Origin of the sequence: Streptomyces spiroverticillatus, assembly GCA_014650415.1 — a bacterium.
Lineage (GTDB): Bacteria > Actinomycetota > Actinomycetes > Streptomycetales > Streptomycetaceae > Streptomyces > Streptomyces spiroverticillatus.
Map to the genome: position 1 here is coordinate 1 of BMUX01000032.1, position 14,540 is coordinate 14,540.

Annotated in this window: 13 protein-coding genes and 1 pseudogene; 11 read left to right on the forward strand and 3 right to left on the reverse strand. The window is 71.8% G+C overall.

Translation table 11 applies throughout. The features are described from left to right. Both IE269_RS40375 and IE269_RS40380 read right to left on the reverse strand, forming a co-directional pair. A pseudogene (locus tag IE269_RS40375) lies at nucleotides 1–250 on the reverse strand (DUF4097 family beta strand repeat-containing protein); the annotation flags it as partial. A gap of 257 nt (nucleotides 251–507) precedes the next feature. After that, nucleotides 508–1,149 carry a winged helix-turn-helix transcriptional regulator gene (locus IE269_RS40380; RefSeq protein ID WP_189828335.1) on the reverse strand — a complete coding sequence of 214 codons (642 nt, stop codon included), beginning with the start codon at nucleotides 1,147–1,149 and terminating at the stop codon, nucleotides 508–510. A 127-nt stretch (nucleotides 1,150–1,276) separates the two neighbouring features. Here IE269_RS40380 and IE269_RS40385 point away from each other — a divergent pair, with 127 nt between their 5' ends. The 9 genes from IE269_RS40385 (at nucleotide 1,277) to IE269_RS40425 (ending at nucleotide 11,794) form a co-directional block, all read left to right on the forward strand. Further along, nucleotides 1,277–2,488: a pyridoxal phosphate-dependent aminotransferase gene (locus IE269_RS40385; RefSeq protein ID WP_189828336.1), complete on the forward strand. Its 1,212-nt coding sequence runs from the start codon at nucleotides 1,277–1,279 to the stop codon at nucleotides 2,486–2,488. Nucleotides 2,489–3,045: 557 nt separating this feature from the next. Continuing rightward, a complete protein-coding gene (locus tag IE269_RS40390) occupies nucleotides 3,046–4,140 on the forward strand; it encodes a polyprenyl synthetase family protein (RefSeq protein ID WP_189828337.1) in 1,095 nt (364 codons plus the stop codon). A 52-nt stretch (nucleotides 4,141–4,192) separates the two neighbouring features. After that, nucleotides 4,193–5,719, forward strand: a complete 1,527-nt coding sequence (crtI, locus tag IE269_RS40395) for a phytoene desaturase family protein (RefSeq protein WP_189828338.1) — start codon at nucleotides 4,193–4,195, stop codon at nucleotides 5,717–5,719. Continuing rightward, nucleotides 5,716–6,702, forward strand: coding sequence for a phytoene/squalene synthase family protein (locus IE269_RS40400; RefSeq protein WP_229898592.1), 987 nt, complete (start codon nucleotides 5,716–5,718; stop codon nucleotides 6,700–6,702). The genes crtI and IE269_RS40400 overlap by 4 nt, the downstream gene beginning before the upstream one ends. Continuing rightward, nucleotides 6,699–7,478, forward strand: coding sequence for a lycopene cyclase domain-containing protein (locus IE269_RS40405; protein WP_189828339.1), 780 nt, complete (start codon nucleotides 6,699–6,701; stop codon nucleotides 7,476–7,478). Before IE269_RS40400 ends, IE269_RS40405 begins: the two co-directional genes overlap by 4 nt. Beyond that, nucleotides 7,475–8,905, forward strand: coding sequence for a carotenoid oxygenase family protein (locus IE269_RS40410; protein WP_189828340.1), 1,431 nt, complete (start codon nucleotides 7,475–7,477; stop codon nucleotides 8,903–8,905). Before IE269_RS40405 ends, IE269_RS40410 begins: the two co-directional genes overlap by 4 nt. Beyond that, entirely contained in the window at nucleotides 8,902–9,411 is a 510-nt protein-coding gene (locus IE269_RS40415) for a nitroreductase family deazaflavin-dependent oxidoreductase (protein ID WP_189828341.1), read from the forward strand. The genes IE269_RS40410 and IE269_RS40415 overlap by 4 nt, the downstream gene beginning before the upstream one ends. Next, the gene (locus IE269_RS40420; protein WP_229898591.1) at nucleotides 9,408–10,949 is read left to right on the forward strand and encodes a flavin-containing monooxygenase; all 1,542 of its coding nucleotides are present in this window, start codon (nucleotides 9,408–9,410) and stop codon (nucleotides 10,947–10,949) included. The genes IE269_RS40415 and IE269_RS40420 overlap by 4 nt, the downstream gene beginning before the upstream one ends. Further along, nucleotides 10,946–11,794: an alpha/beta fold hydrolase gene (locus IE269_RS40425; protein ID WP_189828342.1), complete on the forward strand. Its 849-nt coding sequence runs from the start codon at nucleotides 10,946–10,948 to the stop codon at nucleotides 11,792–11,794. The genes IE269_RS40420 and IE269_RS40425 overlap by 4 nt, the downstream gene beginning before the upstream one ends. Before the next feature lie 13 nt (nucleotides 11,795–11,807). On the opposite strand, the gene IE269_RS40430 is transcribed toward IE269_RS40425, so the two are convergent. Continuing rightward, nucleotides 11,808–12,473, reverse strand: a complete 666-nt coding sequence (locus IE269_RS40430) for a TetR/AcrR family transcriptional regulator (protein WP_189828343.1) — start codon at nucleotides 12,471–12,473, stop codon at nucleotides 11,808–11,810. 212 nt (nucleotides 12,474–12,685) lie between these two features. Between IE269_RS40430 and IE269_RS40435 the strand changes: the two genes are divergently transcribed. After that, nucleotides 12,686–13,804 (forward strand): serine hydrolase domain-containing protein, encoded by a 1,119-nt coding sequence (locus tag IE269_RS40435; protein WP_189828344.1) that lies wholly within the window; start codon nucleotides 12,686–12,688, stop codon nucleotides 13,802–13,804. Nucleotides 13,805–14,047: 243 nt separating this feature from the next. Further along, nucleotides 14,048–14,374, forward strand: a complete 327-nt coding sequence (locus IE269_RS40440; RefSeq protein ID WP_189828345.1) for a hypothetical protein — start codon at nucleotides 14,048–14,050, stop codon at nucleotides 14,372–14,374. Nucleotides 14,375–14,540: the final 166 nt, after the last annotated feature.

Below are 14,540 nucleotides of genomic sequence, written 5' to 3' on the forward strand. Positions count from 1 at the left end.
GCTGGACGGTGACCTCGATGGCGCCCGGGTGGCTGAGGGAGTTCTTGGCCTGGGGGGCGGTGATGCGCAGGACGCCGTCCGCGTAGGTGACGGTGGTGGCTTCGGCGGCCTTGGTGTCGCGGCTCTTGGTGGGGTCGGCGGGGCGGACCTCGACGGTGGTGTCGGTGCGGTCGGCGGCGATGAGGCGGATGCTGCCGGCGGGGAGGTCGAGGTGGGCGGTGACGGCGGTGGCGGTGGCGAAGGTCTGCATGTCAAGTCCTTTGGTGGGGGCCGGTGTTGGTGCCCGGCTCGCTCTTTCCGATGACCTGAACGCTACGTTGCCTTCACCATCCCGGCAACAACTTCGTTGCACGCAAACCTTGTTATCGCAGGCCAGGGCCACGATTTCGTTGCAACGTCCTGCCGCATAACGCAATCGCGCCCACCTCGTTCATTGCAATGGAATGGAGGTGAACGCTATGACGTACTGTCAGGAGGGGCTGCGGCCCCGGAACTCGCCCCTGCCTCTCATGCTCCTCGCAGTGCGGCGGCCATCGGCCCCTCGCCGACCACCTCGACCCGGCCCGCCTTGACGCCCTGCTCCAGGCTGAGCACCCCCGTACCGATCGCGCGACAGGTCTCCGCGTCGAGCACGAGGCGGGCGTCCGGTGCTTCGGCGGGCCCGTCACCGTACGGAGACCCCTCGTCTCCGACCCGCACGTGGAACACGCCCTCGTCCAGGGCCACTTCCACGACACCCGGACCCGCAACGGCGGGCAGCCGGCGCAGCAGCGGCAGTGCGAACCAGTGCGCGCGCACCGCGTCGGTCGGGCGGCGCTCCGCCAGCTCCGGCGCACCCCACTCGGCCAGCGCGACCAGCACCGGCAGCAACTCGGCGCCGCGCGGCGTGAGTTCGTACACCATGACCGCACCCGGCGGCGGCAGCTTGCGGCGTACGGTGATCCCCTGCGCCTCCATGTCCTTCAGCCGGGCGGCGAGCACGTCCGTGGAGACGCCCGGCAGGTCGGCGTGCAGATCGGTGTAGCGGCGTGGCCCGGCGAGGAGTTCACGGACGATCAGCAGGGTCCAGCGGTCCCCGACCGCGTCCAGGGCGCGGGCGGAGGCGCAGTACTGGTCGTAGCTTCGGCGGCGTTGCTGACGTGGCGGCATGCGGCGAAGTCTAGACAACTTGTTGGACTTTCCAAGCTCGTACTTGGTAAAACCAAGTGTCACGGTCGAGACGGACGAGGCCAGGGGGACCCGGGATCCCGGGCCCGGGAACCAAGGAGGGCACGGCATGGAGTTCCGCCAGTCGAGCAAGCTCAGCGAGGTCTGCTACGAGATCCGCGGCCCGGTGATCGAACAGGCCAACGCGCTGGAGGAGGCGGGCCACAGCGTGCTGCGCCTCAACACCGGCAACCCGGCACTGTTCGGCTTCGAGGCGCCCGAGGAGATCGTCCAGGACATGATCCGGATGCTCCCCAAGGCGCACGGCTACACCGACTCGCGCGGTGTGCTCTCCGCCCGGCGCGCGGTCGTCCAGCGCTACCAGGCGCTCGGCCTGCACGACGTGGACGTGGACGACGTCTTCCTCGGCAACGGCGTCTCGGAGCTGGTCTCCATGGCGGTGACCGCCCTCCTCGAAGACGGCGACGAAGTCCTCATCCCGGCCCCCGACTTCCCGCTCTGGACGGCCGTCACCACCCTCGCCGGCGGCAAGGCGGTGCACTACCTCTGCGACGAGTCGTCCGACTGGTACCCCGACCTCGACGACATGGCCGCCAAGATCACCGACCGCACCCGGGCCGTCGTCATCATCAACCCCAACAACCCCACCGGCGCCGTCTACCCCAAGGAAATCGTCGAGGGCATCCTCGACCTCGCCCGCCGCCACCAGCTGATGGTCTTCGCCGACGAGATCTACGACCAGATCCTGTACGACGACGCCGTGCACCACTCGGCCGCCGCCCTCGCCCCCGACCTGGTCGTCCTCACCTTCTGCGGCCTCTCCAAGACCTACCGGGTCGCGGGTTTCCGCTCCGGCTGGCTGGTCGTCACGGGGCCCAAGCAGCATGCCCGCAGTTACCTGGAGGGGCTGACCATGCTCGCCTCCATGCGGCTGTGCGCCAACGCCCCCGCCCAGTACGCCATCCAGGCAGCCCTGGGCGGACGCCAGTCCATCCAGGACCTCACCCGGCCCGGCGGCAGGCTCCTCGAACAGCGGGACCGCGCCTGGGAGAAGCTCAACGAGATCCCCGGCGTCTCCTGCGTGAAACCGAAGGGCGCGCTGTACGCGTTCCCGCGCATCGACCCCAAGGTGCACCCGATCCACGACGACGAGAAGTTCGTCCTGGACCTGCTCCTCCAGGAGAAGATCCAGGTCGTCCAGGGCACCGGCTTCAACTGGCCCCGCCCCGACCACTTCCGCATCCTGACCCTGCCGTACGCCGACGATCTCGACACGGCGATCAGCCGGATCGGGAGGTTCCTGAGCGGATACCGGCAGTGATCCGGCGGCCGGCCGGGGGCGCACGGGGGCGACCGCGTGTCCGGAATCATGCGAGACGGCTTGAATCATTCCCTCCGGAGGGGATGGATTGAAGGGTATTCGTCCCGTGCTGTCGGGGCGGATGGCGATTTCTGAGCGGCAGGCTTTCGCCTGTGATCGGATGCGGGTGGGGCGGATGGGGCTCGTGAGTCCCTGGGTGGCAGGTGAGCTGACGATGTGTCAGCTCGTGCCCGGTGTCATCCGCCCCTGGAGCGCACGGGTGTTGCGCACGGTGCGCGGCGGGTGCGCCGTGCGCTCGGGGGTGGTGCGCCGGTTGGTGCTGGTTGCGCTCCCTTGAGGCGGGAGTGAGAGGCAACTCTTAAGGGAGCCGAACCGGTTGCTTTCGCGAAGCCGCAAGGCTTCGGCGAGGCGCGGATTCCGTACGGCGAGGCTGCCGTGCGTCCAGACGTCCAGGCAGCCGTGCGTCCGGGCCTCCGGGCGATTCGGCGACGCAGGCCGTGTCGTACCTCCGTCACCCCCCCTCCCGTCCCACCGGCCCCGGCCGGAACGGAGCCGAGATGACCGCCACCGCCCCCCGGCCCCCCACCACCCAGCACAGCAGCATCGAGAAGATCCTGCACGGTTTCCTCAGCGCCCCCCACTTCACCGACCCCGAACTCGTCCGCGCCACCCGCCTGTTGCACGACTTCGTCCTGAACGGCGGCAAACGGCTCCGCCCCACCCTGTGCTGCCTCGGCTACAGCGCCGTCACCGGCCGGGACCCCACCCCGCCCGTCCTGCGCGCGGCCGCCTCCCTCGAACTCTTCCACGCCTTCGCCCTCATCCACGACGACGTGATGGACCAGTCCGCCACCCGCCGCGGCGTCCCCACCCTGCACCACAGCCTCGGCCCGGACCCCGGCCCCGACCGGCACCCGAGACCGGCGGCCTCCCACCGGTACCCGCCGTCCACCGGCCACGACGGGATCTGCCGGGCCATCCTCGTCGGCGACCTGGCCTTCGCCTGGTCCGACCAGATCCTGCACTCCAGCGGCCTCACCCCCCAGCAGCTCCAGGACGTACGCCCCCTCGTGAACGCCATGCGCACCGAGGTCATGGGCGGCCAGTACCTGGACGTGGCCGCCGCCCGCCAGGACGGCCGCGACCTCGCCGCGGCCCTGCGCGTCATCCGCCACAAGACCGCCAAGTACACGATCGAACGCCCCCTCCACCTCGGCGCGATCCTCGGCGGAGCCACCGAGCAGCAGCTCCGGGACCTCACCGACTACGCCCTCCCGCTCGGCGAGGCCTTCCAGCTCCGCGACGACCTGCTGGGCGTCTTCGGCGACCCGGCCGTCACCGGAAAGTCCCGCCTCGACGATCTGCGCGAAGGCAAACGCACCGTCCTCATGGCACTCGCCCTGCGCGCCGCCGCCCCCACCCACCAACGCCGCCTGCACGCCCTGTGGGGCAAACCCGACCTCACCGAGGGCGAAGCCCAGCAGATCCGCCACATCCTCACCGTCTGCCACGCCCGCACCCGGGTCGAAGCCATGATCGACCAGCGCCGCCGCCACGTCCTCACCTGCCTGGACGCCTGTACGTCCCTGACCCCGGACGCCCTCGCACGCCTCCGCCACCTCGCCGACTCCGCCACCCGGAGGACCCGGTGAAGCCCGACCGTCCCGCCGCGACCACCACCGAACCGGGAGAAGCACGATGAGCATGCGCACCGTACACGGCTGTGCCGACCGCGTCGTCATCGTCGGCGCGGGCCTCGCCGGACTGTCCACCGCCCTGCACCTGGCCACCACCGGACGCACGGTGACCGTCCTCGAACAAGGCTCCCGACCCGGCGGAAAGGCCGGGGTGTTCACCCGCGACGGCTACACCTTCGACAACGGACCCACCGTCCTGACCATGCCCGACCTCATCCGCGAGACCTTCGCGGCGGTCGGCGAGAGGATGGAGGACCACCTGGAACTCCTGCCCGTCCACCCCGCCTACCGGGCCCGCTACCACGACGGAAGCAGCCTCGACGTCCACACCGACCCGGCGGCCATGGCCCAGGAGATCGCCCGGGTCTGCGGAGCCCGCGAAGCCGCCGGATACCGGCGCCTGCACGCCTTCCTCCAGGAGCTCTACACCGCGGAGTTCGACCACTTCGTCGACCGCAACATCGACAGCCCCCTGGACCTGTCCCTGCCCGCACTGGGCAGACTCGCCGCCCTCGGCGCCTTCCGCGGCATGGAGGGCAAGATCCGCCAGTACCTCAACGACCCCCGCACCGTCCGCCTCTTCTCCTTCCAGGCCCTGTACGCCGGAGTCGCCCCCCACCAGGCCCGCGCCCTCTACGCGATCATCAGCTACATGGACACCGTCGCCGGGGTGTTCTTCCCCAAGGGCGGCATGCACGCCCTGCCCCTCGCGCTGGCCGACGCCGCCCGGCGGCACGGCGTCACCCTCCGCTACGACACCCCCGTCGAACGCGTCGAGACCACCCTGCACGGACGCGCCCGCGCCGTACTCACCACCTCCGGCGACCGCATCCCCGCCGACGCGGTCGTGATCACGACCGACCCCTCCCTGGCCTTCCCCGAACTCCTCGGCCGCAGCCCGGTCCGGGTCGGCCGGCTGCGGCACTCCCCGTCCTGCGTCCTGCTGCTGGCCGGCGCCAAGGACGACAACACCGATGCGCTGCGCCCCGAGGCCCACCACACCATCCACTTCGCCCGCAGCTGGCGACGCGGCTTCGACGAGATCATCCACGGCGGCCGCCCCATGAGCGACCCCTCGTTCCTGGTCAGCACCCCCACCCGCACCGACCCCACCCTGGCCCCCGCAGGCCACCACAGCCACTACGTCCTCTTCCCCACCCCCAACCTGACCACCGGCAGCATCGACTGGGAACGCGACACCCCCCGCTACCGCGAGCAGATCCTCACCACCCTGGACGCCCACGGCTACCACGAACTCGCCGCCCGCCCCCAGGCAGAACACCTCCTCACCCCCCGCGACTGGGCCGAGCGCGGCTGCCCCGCAGGCACCCCCTTCAGCGCCGCCCACACCTTCTTCCAGACCGGCCCCTTCCGCACCCGCAACCTCGTCGGCGAGAACATCGTGCTCGCCGGAGCCGGCACCCACCCCGGCGTCGGCATCCCCATGGCCCTCATCAGCGGCCGCCTCGCCGCCCAGCGCATCACCGGCCCCACCCGCACCCGCCCGCACACCCCGGCAGGAGTCACCCGGTGAACGCCCCACACGCGTACGTCCAAAACGCCCCCGACCAGAGCATCCGCAACACCCCCGCCCGGTACAACCTGAACGCCACCGACCGGCACATCCTCGACGCCGCCGGCCTCCACGACCCCCGCCTCCGCGCCGCCTACGCCCACTGCCGCCGCCTGCACGCCCGCCACGGCCGCACCTACTACCTCGCCACCCTCCTCCTGCCCCCGGCCAAACGCCCCTACGTCCACGCCCTCTACGGCTTCGCCCGCCACGCCGACGAGATCGTCGACAACGAACCCGAAGCCACCCGCACCGACCACTTCACCCACTGGTCCGCCGCCGCCCTCGCGGCCCTCACCACCGACGCCCCCGCCGACCCCGCCACCCTGGCCCTGCGCGACACCGTGCGCCGCTGGGACATCCCCCTGGAGCACGTCACCGCCTTCCTCGCCTCCATGCGCGCCGACCTGACCGTCACCGACTATCCGACCTTCGAGGACCTCAACCGCTACATGTACGGCTCGGCAGCCGTCATCGGCCTCCAGATGGTGCCCCTGCTCGAACCCCTCTGCCCCGAGGCCCACCCCCGCGCCCAAGCCATGGGCGAAGCCTTCCAGCTCAGCAACTTCATCCGCGACATCGCCGAGGACCTCGCCCGCGGCCGCGTCTACCTCCCCGCCGAGGACCTCGCCCTGTACGGCGTCACCCGCACCGACCTCGCCCGCACCCGCACCAACCGGGCCGTACGCGACCTCCTGCGCCACGAGATCGACCGCAACCGCAAGCTCTACGCCTACGCCGTCGGCGGCATCCGCATGCTCCACCCCAGCAGCCGCCCCTGCGTCGAAACCGCCCACACCCTCTACAGCGGCATCCTGGAAGCCGTCGAGGACGCCGACTACGAGATCCTCGACCGCCGTGTCCACGTCCCGCTGCCCACCCGCCTCAAGGTCGCGCTGCCCGCCTACACCCGCGCCCGCCGACTGCGGGGGAGCCCGGCATGACGTACCTCCAGTTCCTTGCCCTCTTCATCGCCCCGCTCCTGCTGCTCGCCGCCCTCCACGCCCACCGCACCCGCCGCGCGCACCCCGACCGCCCCTGGCGCACCGGCCTGACCGTCCTCGCCCTCCTGTGGGCCGCCGCCTGGGTCTGGACCACCCCGTGGGACAGCTGGATCATCCACCGCGGCGTCTGGTCGTACCCCGAGGGCCGGGTGCTGGCCACCGTCTTCCGCGTCCCGCTGGAGGAGTACGTCTTCATGGCCGCCCAGACCCTCATCGTCGGCCTCTGGACGCTGAGCCGCATCGCCACCGGCACCCCGGACGTCACCCTCAACACCCGCTGTCTGCGGGTCAGTTGGGGAAACGTCTGGCTGCTGGCCGCCTCAGCGGGCGCGGCGATGGCCCTCCACGGCCCCTCCGGCACCTACCTCGGCTCCATGCTCCTGTGGTTCGCGCCCCTCCTCGCCGTACAGAGCTACGTCGGCGCCGACGTCCTCCACGCCTGCCGCCCCATCCGCCTGACCAGCCTCCTCCCCGTCGCCGCCTGCCTCTGGATCGCCGACCGCATCGCCATCGCCCTCGGCATCTGGCAGATCTCCACCACCCGCACCTACGGCCCCACCCTCCTCGGACTGCCCCTCGAAGAAGCCCTCTTCTTCCTTCTCACCAGCCTCCTCGTCACCAACGGCCTCGTCCTCGCCACCCACCCCCGCATCCGGCACCGCCTCCGCCTGCCCACCGCTGAGGCCCGCTCCCCGCGCCACCAGGTGGCCCCATGACAACCCCTCCCACCAGCCCCTTCCTCCAGGGCGCCTTCACCCCGGTGCACCACGAGAGCACCGCCCACCACCTCCCGCACGTCGGCGAGATCCCTCCCCAACTCGACGGCCTGTTCACCCAGATCGGCCCCACCCCGCTGCTCCCGCCCCGCCACACGGCCGTCGACCGCTACCCGTGGTTCACCCAGGACGGCCTCGTCTGCGGCGTACGCGTCCGGGGCGGCCGTGCCGAGTGGTTCCGCAACCGCTGGATCCGCTCCCGGCGCGCCAGCCGCACGCTGGGGGAGAGGCGGCCGCCCGGCCCCCGGCACTTCCCCGTCGACACCGTCCACACCAACCTCATCGCCCACAACGGCCTGCTCCTGGCCCTCGTCGAGACCGGCTGCCTCCCCGCCCGCCTGAACAGCCACCTCGACACGGTCGAGTACACGGACCTCGCCGGCCGGCTGCCCCGCGGCTTCTCCGCCCACCCCAAGCTCGACCCCGCCACCGGCGACCTGCACGTCGTGGCGTACTCACCCCTGCGCACCTGGGCCGAATACCTGGTCCTCGCCGCCGACAGCACCCTCCTGCACACCGCCCGCATCCCGCTCGACGGGCGGCCGATGCTCCACGACATCGCCCTCGCCCCGCACCACGTCCTGTTCTTCGACGCCCCGGTCCGCTTCTCGCGCACCGCCGCCGTCCGAGGCGTCTTCCCGTACCGCTGGGACGCGGCCCACCAGAACCGCATCGGCGTCCTGCCCCGCCCCGGCACCCCCGGCACGCTGCGCTGGTTCGACGTCCCCGCCGGGTTCGTCTTCCACACGGTCGGCGCCCACGAGCCCACGCCCACCACCGTCGAACTCACCGCCATCCGTTACGACCGGCTCTTCGACGGTGCCACCGAGGACCCCCTCACCGGGCGGGGCCACCTCTGGACCTGGACCTTGGACCTGACCACCGGCCGCGTGCACGAGGCGCAACTCGCCGACCGCCCGCACGAGTTGCCCCGCAGCGACCCCCGACGCCTGGGCGAGGCCCCCCGCTACTACTACGCGGTGACCGCCGACAGCCGCCACGCCCTCGACTCCCACCAGCCGGATGCCCTCCTCAAGCACGACTTCCGCACCCGCACCCACCAACTGCGCAAGCTCCCGCCCGGCACCGCCACGGCGGAAGCCGTCTTCGTCCCCGCCGAGGACGGCACCGCCGAGGACCAGGGCTGGCTCCTGCACTTCGCGTACGACACGGCCACCGCCACCAGCACCCTGGTCTGCCTCGACGCCCGGGACATCACCGCCCGACCCCTCGCCGTCGTCGAACTGCCCACCCGCGTCCCCCTCGGCTGCCACAGCTCCTGGCTCCCCGCCGCCGACCTCACCCGCACCGACGCCCCGGCCCTGGCCTGGCCGCCCCCTCCCGCCCGACCCCAAGGAGCGGCATGAGCAGCACCGCCATCCGCATCGCCCAACGCCTCATGGGCGGCCGTACGTTCCGTACGCTCGCCCCCTGCCTGGCTCCCCGGCTCGACCGGCTCGTCCACCGCCTCACCCGGGGCCGCCGCATGTTCCTGACCGGTGCCCGACCCGAAGTCGGCATCCTGCTCACCACCGTCGGTGCCCGCAGCGCCCGACCGCGCACGACCCCCCTGGTCTGCCTGCCCGAAGGCCCCGACGGCCCGTGGGTCGTCATCGGCAGCAACTTCGGCAAGCCCCACCACCCCGCCTGGACCGGCAACCTCCTCAAGACCCCCCGGGCCTCCGTCGAGCACCAGGGCCGCACCCACACCGTCGAAGCCCGCCTCCTGCAAGGCCCCGAACGCGACACCACCTGGCGGGCGGTCACCGACTTCTGGCCGCCGTACGCCTCGTACCAGCAGCAATCCGGCAGACAACTGCGCCTCTTCCGCCTCCACCCCCTCGACACCCCCGCGCGAACGGAGCAGCCGTGACCCCACCGGAGCCCGTGACGGACCGGGCACCCGTGACGCACCGGGTGCCGGTGTCCGTCGCCGTCATCGGCGCCGGAGTCTCCGGCCTGTGCATGGGCCTCAAACTCAAAGCCGCCGGCATCGAGGACTTCGTCCTGTACGACAAGGCCGAGGACGTCGGGGGAGTGTGGCGCGACAACACCTACCCGGGCCTGTCCTGCGACATCCCGTCGCGCACCTACTGCTACTCCTTCGCCCCCAACCCCGAGTGGAACGCCCTCTTCTCCACCGGCCCCGAAATCCTCCGCTACCTCCAGCGGACCGCCACCGACCACGGCCTGCGCCCCCACCTGCGCACCGGCACCCACATCACCCGCGCCACCTTCACCGACGGCCGCTGGACCCTGGAGACCTCCACCGGAGAGACCCGCGCCTTCGACTTCCTCCTGTGCGCCACCGGGCTCCTCGTCCACCCCACCGTCCCCGACCTGCCCGGCGCGGACACCTTCCGGGGCCGCGCCTTCCACTCCGCCCGCTGGGACCACACCGTGCAGACCACCGGCCAAAAGATCGCCATCGTCGGCACCGGCTCCACCGGCGTCCAGCTGACCTGCGCCCTCACCCCGCACGCCGGGCGCCTCATGCTGTTCCAGCGCACCCCGCAATGGGTCCTTCCGAAACCGAACAAACGGATCTCCGCCCTGGCCAAGGCCGTTCACCGCCGCCGGCCTGCCCTCGCCCGCCTCACCGATCCCCTCTGGCGCCTCGCCTTCGAAACGACCATCAGCAAGGCCGCCGTCACCCCCGGCTGGCAACGCACCCTCCTCACGTACGCCTGCCGAATCGCCCTGCTCCGCATCCGCTCCACCGGCCTGCGCCGCCGCATGACCCCCGACCACCCGCCGCTCTGCAAACGCCTCGTCGTCGCGAGCGGCTTCCACCGCGCCGTTCAACAACCCCACGTCGACGTCATCAGCACCCCGATCGCCCGCATCACCCCCCGCGGCCTCCTCACCACCGACGGACACGAACACGAAGCCGACCTCATCGTCTGGGCCACCGGCTTCCAGGCCGATGCCTACATGCGCCCCCTGCACATCACCGGCCCCCACGGCCGCACCCTCGACGACGCATGGGCCCGAGGCCCCCGCAGCTACAACACCGTCGCCCTCCCCGGCTTCCCCAACCTCTTCCTGCTCGTCGGCCCCAACAGCCCCTTCTCCGGCGAAGCCGTCATCCGTACCGCCGAGACCCAGGCCGACTACATCCTGCAATGGATCGACCTCTTCGCCCGAGGCGTCATCTCCCGCACCACCCCCACCCGCGAAGCCACCGACGCCTTCAACGCCGCCATCGCCACCGCCCTCCCCAACACGGCCTTCACCGGCGGCTGTTCCTCCTGGTACCAGGACCAGAACGGCACCCCCCTGGTCTGGCCCTGGCCCGTGCACACCCACCGCACCCTGCTCTCCCGCATCCACCACCCCGACTTCCACACCCTCCCGGGCCCGGCGGCGACCCACGGCCCCTCCGCCCTTGCGGGCGGTGACCCCGCATGACCACTCCGCACAACCCTCTCTGCCCCACCCACCACGGCGGCCGCTGCCCGGCCCCCGCCCCGGCGACCCTGCTCTTCCTCCACGGCATGGGCGCCACCGCCCGGTCCTGGGACCCGGTCGTCCGGCGCCTTCCCGCCACCGCGCACACCCTTGCGTACGACCAACGAGGCCACGGGCACTCCGCCTTCGGGCGCCGCCCGCCCACCGGCCTCGCCCAACTGGGAGACGACCTGGCGAGGGTCCTCACCCACCCCAGCGACTGCTTCCCCGGCCCGATGGTCCTGGTCGGCCACTCCGCCGGCGGCATCGCGATCATGCACTGCGCGGCCACCCACCCGCACCTCTTCGGCACCCGCGTCACAGGCGCCGCCCTGATCAGCACCACCGCAGGCCGCCTCGACCCGACCTGCGGCTTGCGAGCCCCCGCAGGTCCGGCCCTCGCCCGCCTCTTCCTCCACCTGACCCGCAGCCGTACACCCGTGTCGTCGCTGCTCCTCCACCTCATGACCACGACCCGCTGGCCCCTCTACGGACGCACCGCGCCCCGCCCCACCCGCCGCGCGTGCTCCGCCATGATCAGATCCACCCCACCGGCCACCCTCGACGCCCTCTTGCGCCGGCTCTCGACGCACGACGGCCCCGCCCTCACCGCACTGACCCGCGTCCCGGTCCTCATCGCCGTGGGGGCCGACGACCGCCTCACGCCCCGCCCTCACAGCCGTGCCCTCGCCCAGCTCCTGCCGCACGCCCACCTGGTGGAGGTGGCGGGCGCGGGTCACGTCCTCCCGCTGGAAGCCCCGGACCTCCTCGCGCACCACCTGCGCAGACTGCTGCCACCCGAATAGCCCGAGGTTCCGGCTACCCGGCCCGCCCCGCAGCCTCGATGTGCGCGAGCTGCACCGCGAGGATCTCCTCGAACGCCGCCTGCCGGTCCACCCCGAGCGGCCGGAGGTCACGGGCGAAGTGGGCCAGCGCGGGAAAACGCTCCGGATCGGCACCGAGCACCGAGACCCGGAACAGCTCCATGCCCTGCTCGTACTCCGCCGTATCACTCGCGACGAGCGAGGACTCGGAGGCGATCAACGCCGAGAACAGGACCACGATCCGGTGGTAGTACACCGGAACGTCCGCGTCCGGCACCCCCGACACCAGCAGCGCCTGGAGCACTTCCTCCATGACCATCCGGGACCCGGCCCCGCTGGACGCGTACCGCCCCCACACCGAGGCCAGTTGAGGCTGCTCCCGGAAACCCTCCCGCACCCGCAGCGCCAGGGCGGTGATCCGCTGCTTCCAGTCACTGCCCGGCTCGGCCTGCCAGCCGTCCATGACGGCGAGCAGCACCCGGTCGGACACCGCCCGCATCAGCTCGGTCTTGCTGCGGAAGTGCCGGTACAGGCTGGAGGAATCGGTCCCGAGCACCGCCGCCAACTTGCGCACGCTGAACGCGTCCGCGTCGCCCGTACGCAACAGCTCGGCGGCCGCGTCCAGGATCTCCTCGGTCGACCAACGCCTGCGCCCCGCCATCGTGCTCCTCTCGTCGGACCCTCACCCTAACTTACGCCCACAGCAGTGCACTTGGCGTTGCACGCACTGCGTGCATAATGAGGACAAGGGCATGCCTCAGGCTCCTCCGGGAGCCGCTCCGCCCTGCCGCTCGTGCCTTGCTGCCCGCCGACGGGAGTCCGGTCGCTCCGACTCGGATCCCGCCGGACGAAGACGAAAGGACGCACGCCACCATGCAGAACCCACTGGATTCCGCAGCTCTGACCGAAGCCCTCGAGAAGGTCCAACGCGCAGGCGTACCAGGCTTGTTCGCCGAGATCCGCCACGGCGACGAGGTCTGGCGCGGTGCCGTCGGCGTGGCCGACCTCACCACCGGCCGCCCCGTCGCCGCAGACATGAAGCACCGCATCGGCAGCCTCACCAAGACCTTCACCACCGCCGCCGTCCTGCAACAGGCCGAACGCGGCACGATCGGCCTCGACACCCCGATCGGCACCTACCTCCCGCACCTGGTCCCCGGCTTACGCGGTGAGCAGATCACGGTCCGGATGCTGATCAACCACACCAGCGGCCTCGCCGAGTACCTCCCGTACGTCTACACCTCACTCAAGGCCTTCCCGGACCTCGCCCGCACCGGCCCCGAGTGCTTCGACGAGCACCGCCACACCCACTTCGACCCCACCGAGCTCATCCGACTCGGCGTCGGCGCCCCCGCCTTCGGCCCCCCGGGCGTCACCCCCGGCCTCTACTCCAACACCAACTACCTCCTCCTCGCGGCCCTCCTCGAACACGCCACCGGCACCACCGCCGAGGAGTGCATCACCGAGAACGTCATCAAGCGCGCCGGACTCCACGACACCGCGTTCCCGACCGGCCCGCACATCGAAGGCCCGCACTCCCGCCTCTACGAGTGCTGGTTCGGCATGATCGACCCGCCGCGCGACTACAGCGTCTTCGACATGTCCTACGCCGGCCCGTCCGCCAACCTGATCTCCACCGTCGCCGACCTCAACCGGTTCTACGCGGCCCTGCTGTCCGGCGAGATCGTCACCCCTGCCTCCCTGGCCGCCATGCAGCAGACCACCCAGGTCATCTCCCAGGAACTCAAGACCATCTCGTACGGTCTCGGCCTGTACCCGACCGAGGCCCCCGGCCGGGAGACCTTCTGGGGCCACGGCGGCTCCGTCTGGGGCGGCGGCACCCTGGCGATGACCCGCGCCGACGGCCGACGCCAACTGGCCCTCGCCATGAACCTCCAGAGGTGGAACACCCTCGACCCTTCGGGCCGCCCCCAACCGCACCCCATCGACAAGGCCCTCGCGGACTTCTACGACCTCGCCCTGTACGGCTGATCCACCCGAGGCCCCGCCCCGAGGTCCTGCCCGCACCGGGGGCAGGGCCTCGGGCCCACCTCCCGCAAAATCGCTGGAACCCCACCCGGCCGTCCGGCTACCGTGCTCCCGCCCCTGCCCCTCCGGCCAAGGACACGCCGTTGTACACCCTGTGAGACACCCCGAGCGCTGAACCGTCGCACGCCGCACCCGCGCGCCGTGCCGCTTTCCCCTGCGTTCCTCTCACAGAACCGGTGCACCTCCATGTCACAAACCCGGACCCGCACACCCCGACCGGCCCCCACCGGCCCAAGCTGGCTCCTCACGCTGTGCACGGCCGCCCGCGCTCACGCCTCCCTGCCGACCGCGCCGGACCGGCTGATCATCCGCTCCGCACCCCAGCTGCACGACCGTCTCACCGGCCACCGCACCGCGCACGTCTGGCCGTCCCGCACGGACCGCCCGGCCTGGCATTCGCCGTACGGCCCGCCGCCCCGCCGGTCCCACCGCGGCCGCTGGTCCCCCGTACCCGGAGTGACCACGCCCCGCCCCACGGAGCGGCACGGACACCTGTGCGGCCGATGCGACTGACCCCGAAGGCCCCCGCGCCGCTGAAGCGCTGAACCTCCCACCCCTCTCCGGGCGGCGCCGCCGACGGACGCCGCCCGGAGGCCTTCATCCACTGACCTGCGCAATCCGCGGCACACGCGCCGCGAGCGACGCGCGCGCCGACCGGAACTCATCCCCGGTGCCTCAC

What these genes read in the sequence shown, in the direction of transcription:
- IE269_RS40380 (WP_189828335.1), bottom strand. Translation starts at nt 1,149, where the DNA reads ATGCCGCCACGTCAGCAACGCCGCCGAAGCTACGACCAGTACTGCGCC.
- IE269_RS40385 (WP_189828336.1), top strand. Translation starts at nt 1,277, where the DNA reads ATGGAGTTCCGCCAGTCGAGCAAGCTCAGCGAGGTCTGCTACGAGATC.
- IE269_RS40390 (WP_189828337.1), top strand. Translation starts at nt 3,046, where the DNA reads ATGACCGCCACCGCCCCCCGGCCCCCCACCACCCAGCACAGCAGCATC.
- crtI (WP_189828338.1), top strand. Translation starts at nt 4,193, where the DNA reads ATGCGCACCGTACACGGCTGTGCCGACCGCGTCGTCATCGTCGGCGCG.
- IE269_RS40405 (WP_189828339.1), top strand. Translation starts at nt 6,699, where the DNA reads ATGACGTACCTCCAGTTCCTTGCCCTCTTCATCGCCCCGCTCCTGCTG.
- IE269_RS40410 (WP_189828340.1), top strand. Translation starts at nt 7,475, where the DNA reads ATGACAACCCCTCCCACCAGCCCCTTCCTCCAGGGCGCCTTCACCCCG.
- IE269_RS40415 (WP_189828341.1), top strand. Translation starts at nt 8,902, where the DNA reads ATGAGCAGCACCGCCATCCGCATCGCCCAACGCCTCATGGGCGGCCGT.
- IE269_RS40425 (WP_189828342.1), top strand. Translation starts at nt 10,946, where the DNA reads ATGACCACTCCGCACAACCCTCTCTGCCCCACCCACCACGGCGGCCGC.
- IE269_RS40430 (WP_189828343.1), bottom strand. Translation starts at nt 12,473, where the DNA reads ATGGCGGGGCGCAGGCGTTGGTCGACCGAGGAGATCCTGGACGCGGCC.
- IE269_RS40435 (WP_189828344.1), top strand. Translation starts at nt 12,686, where the DNA reads ATGCAGAACCCACTGGATTCCGCAGCTCTGACCGAAGCCCTCGAGAAG.
- IE269_RS40440 (WP_189828345.1), top strand. Translation starts at nt 14,048, where the DNA reads ATGTCACAAACCCGGACCCGCACACCCCGACCGGCCCCCACCGGCCCA.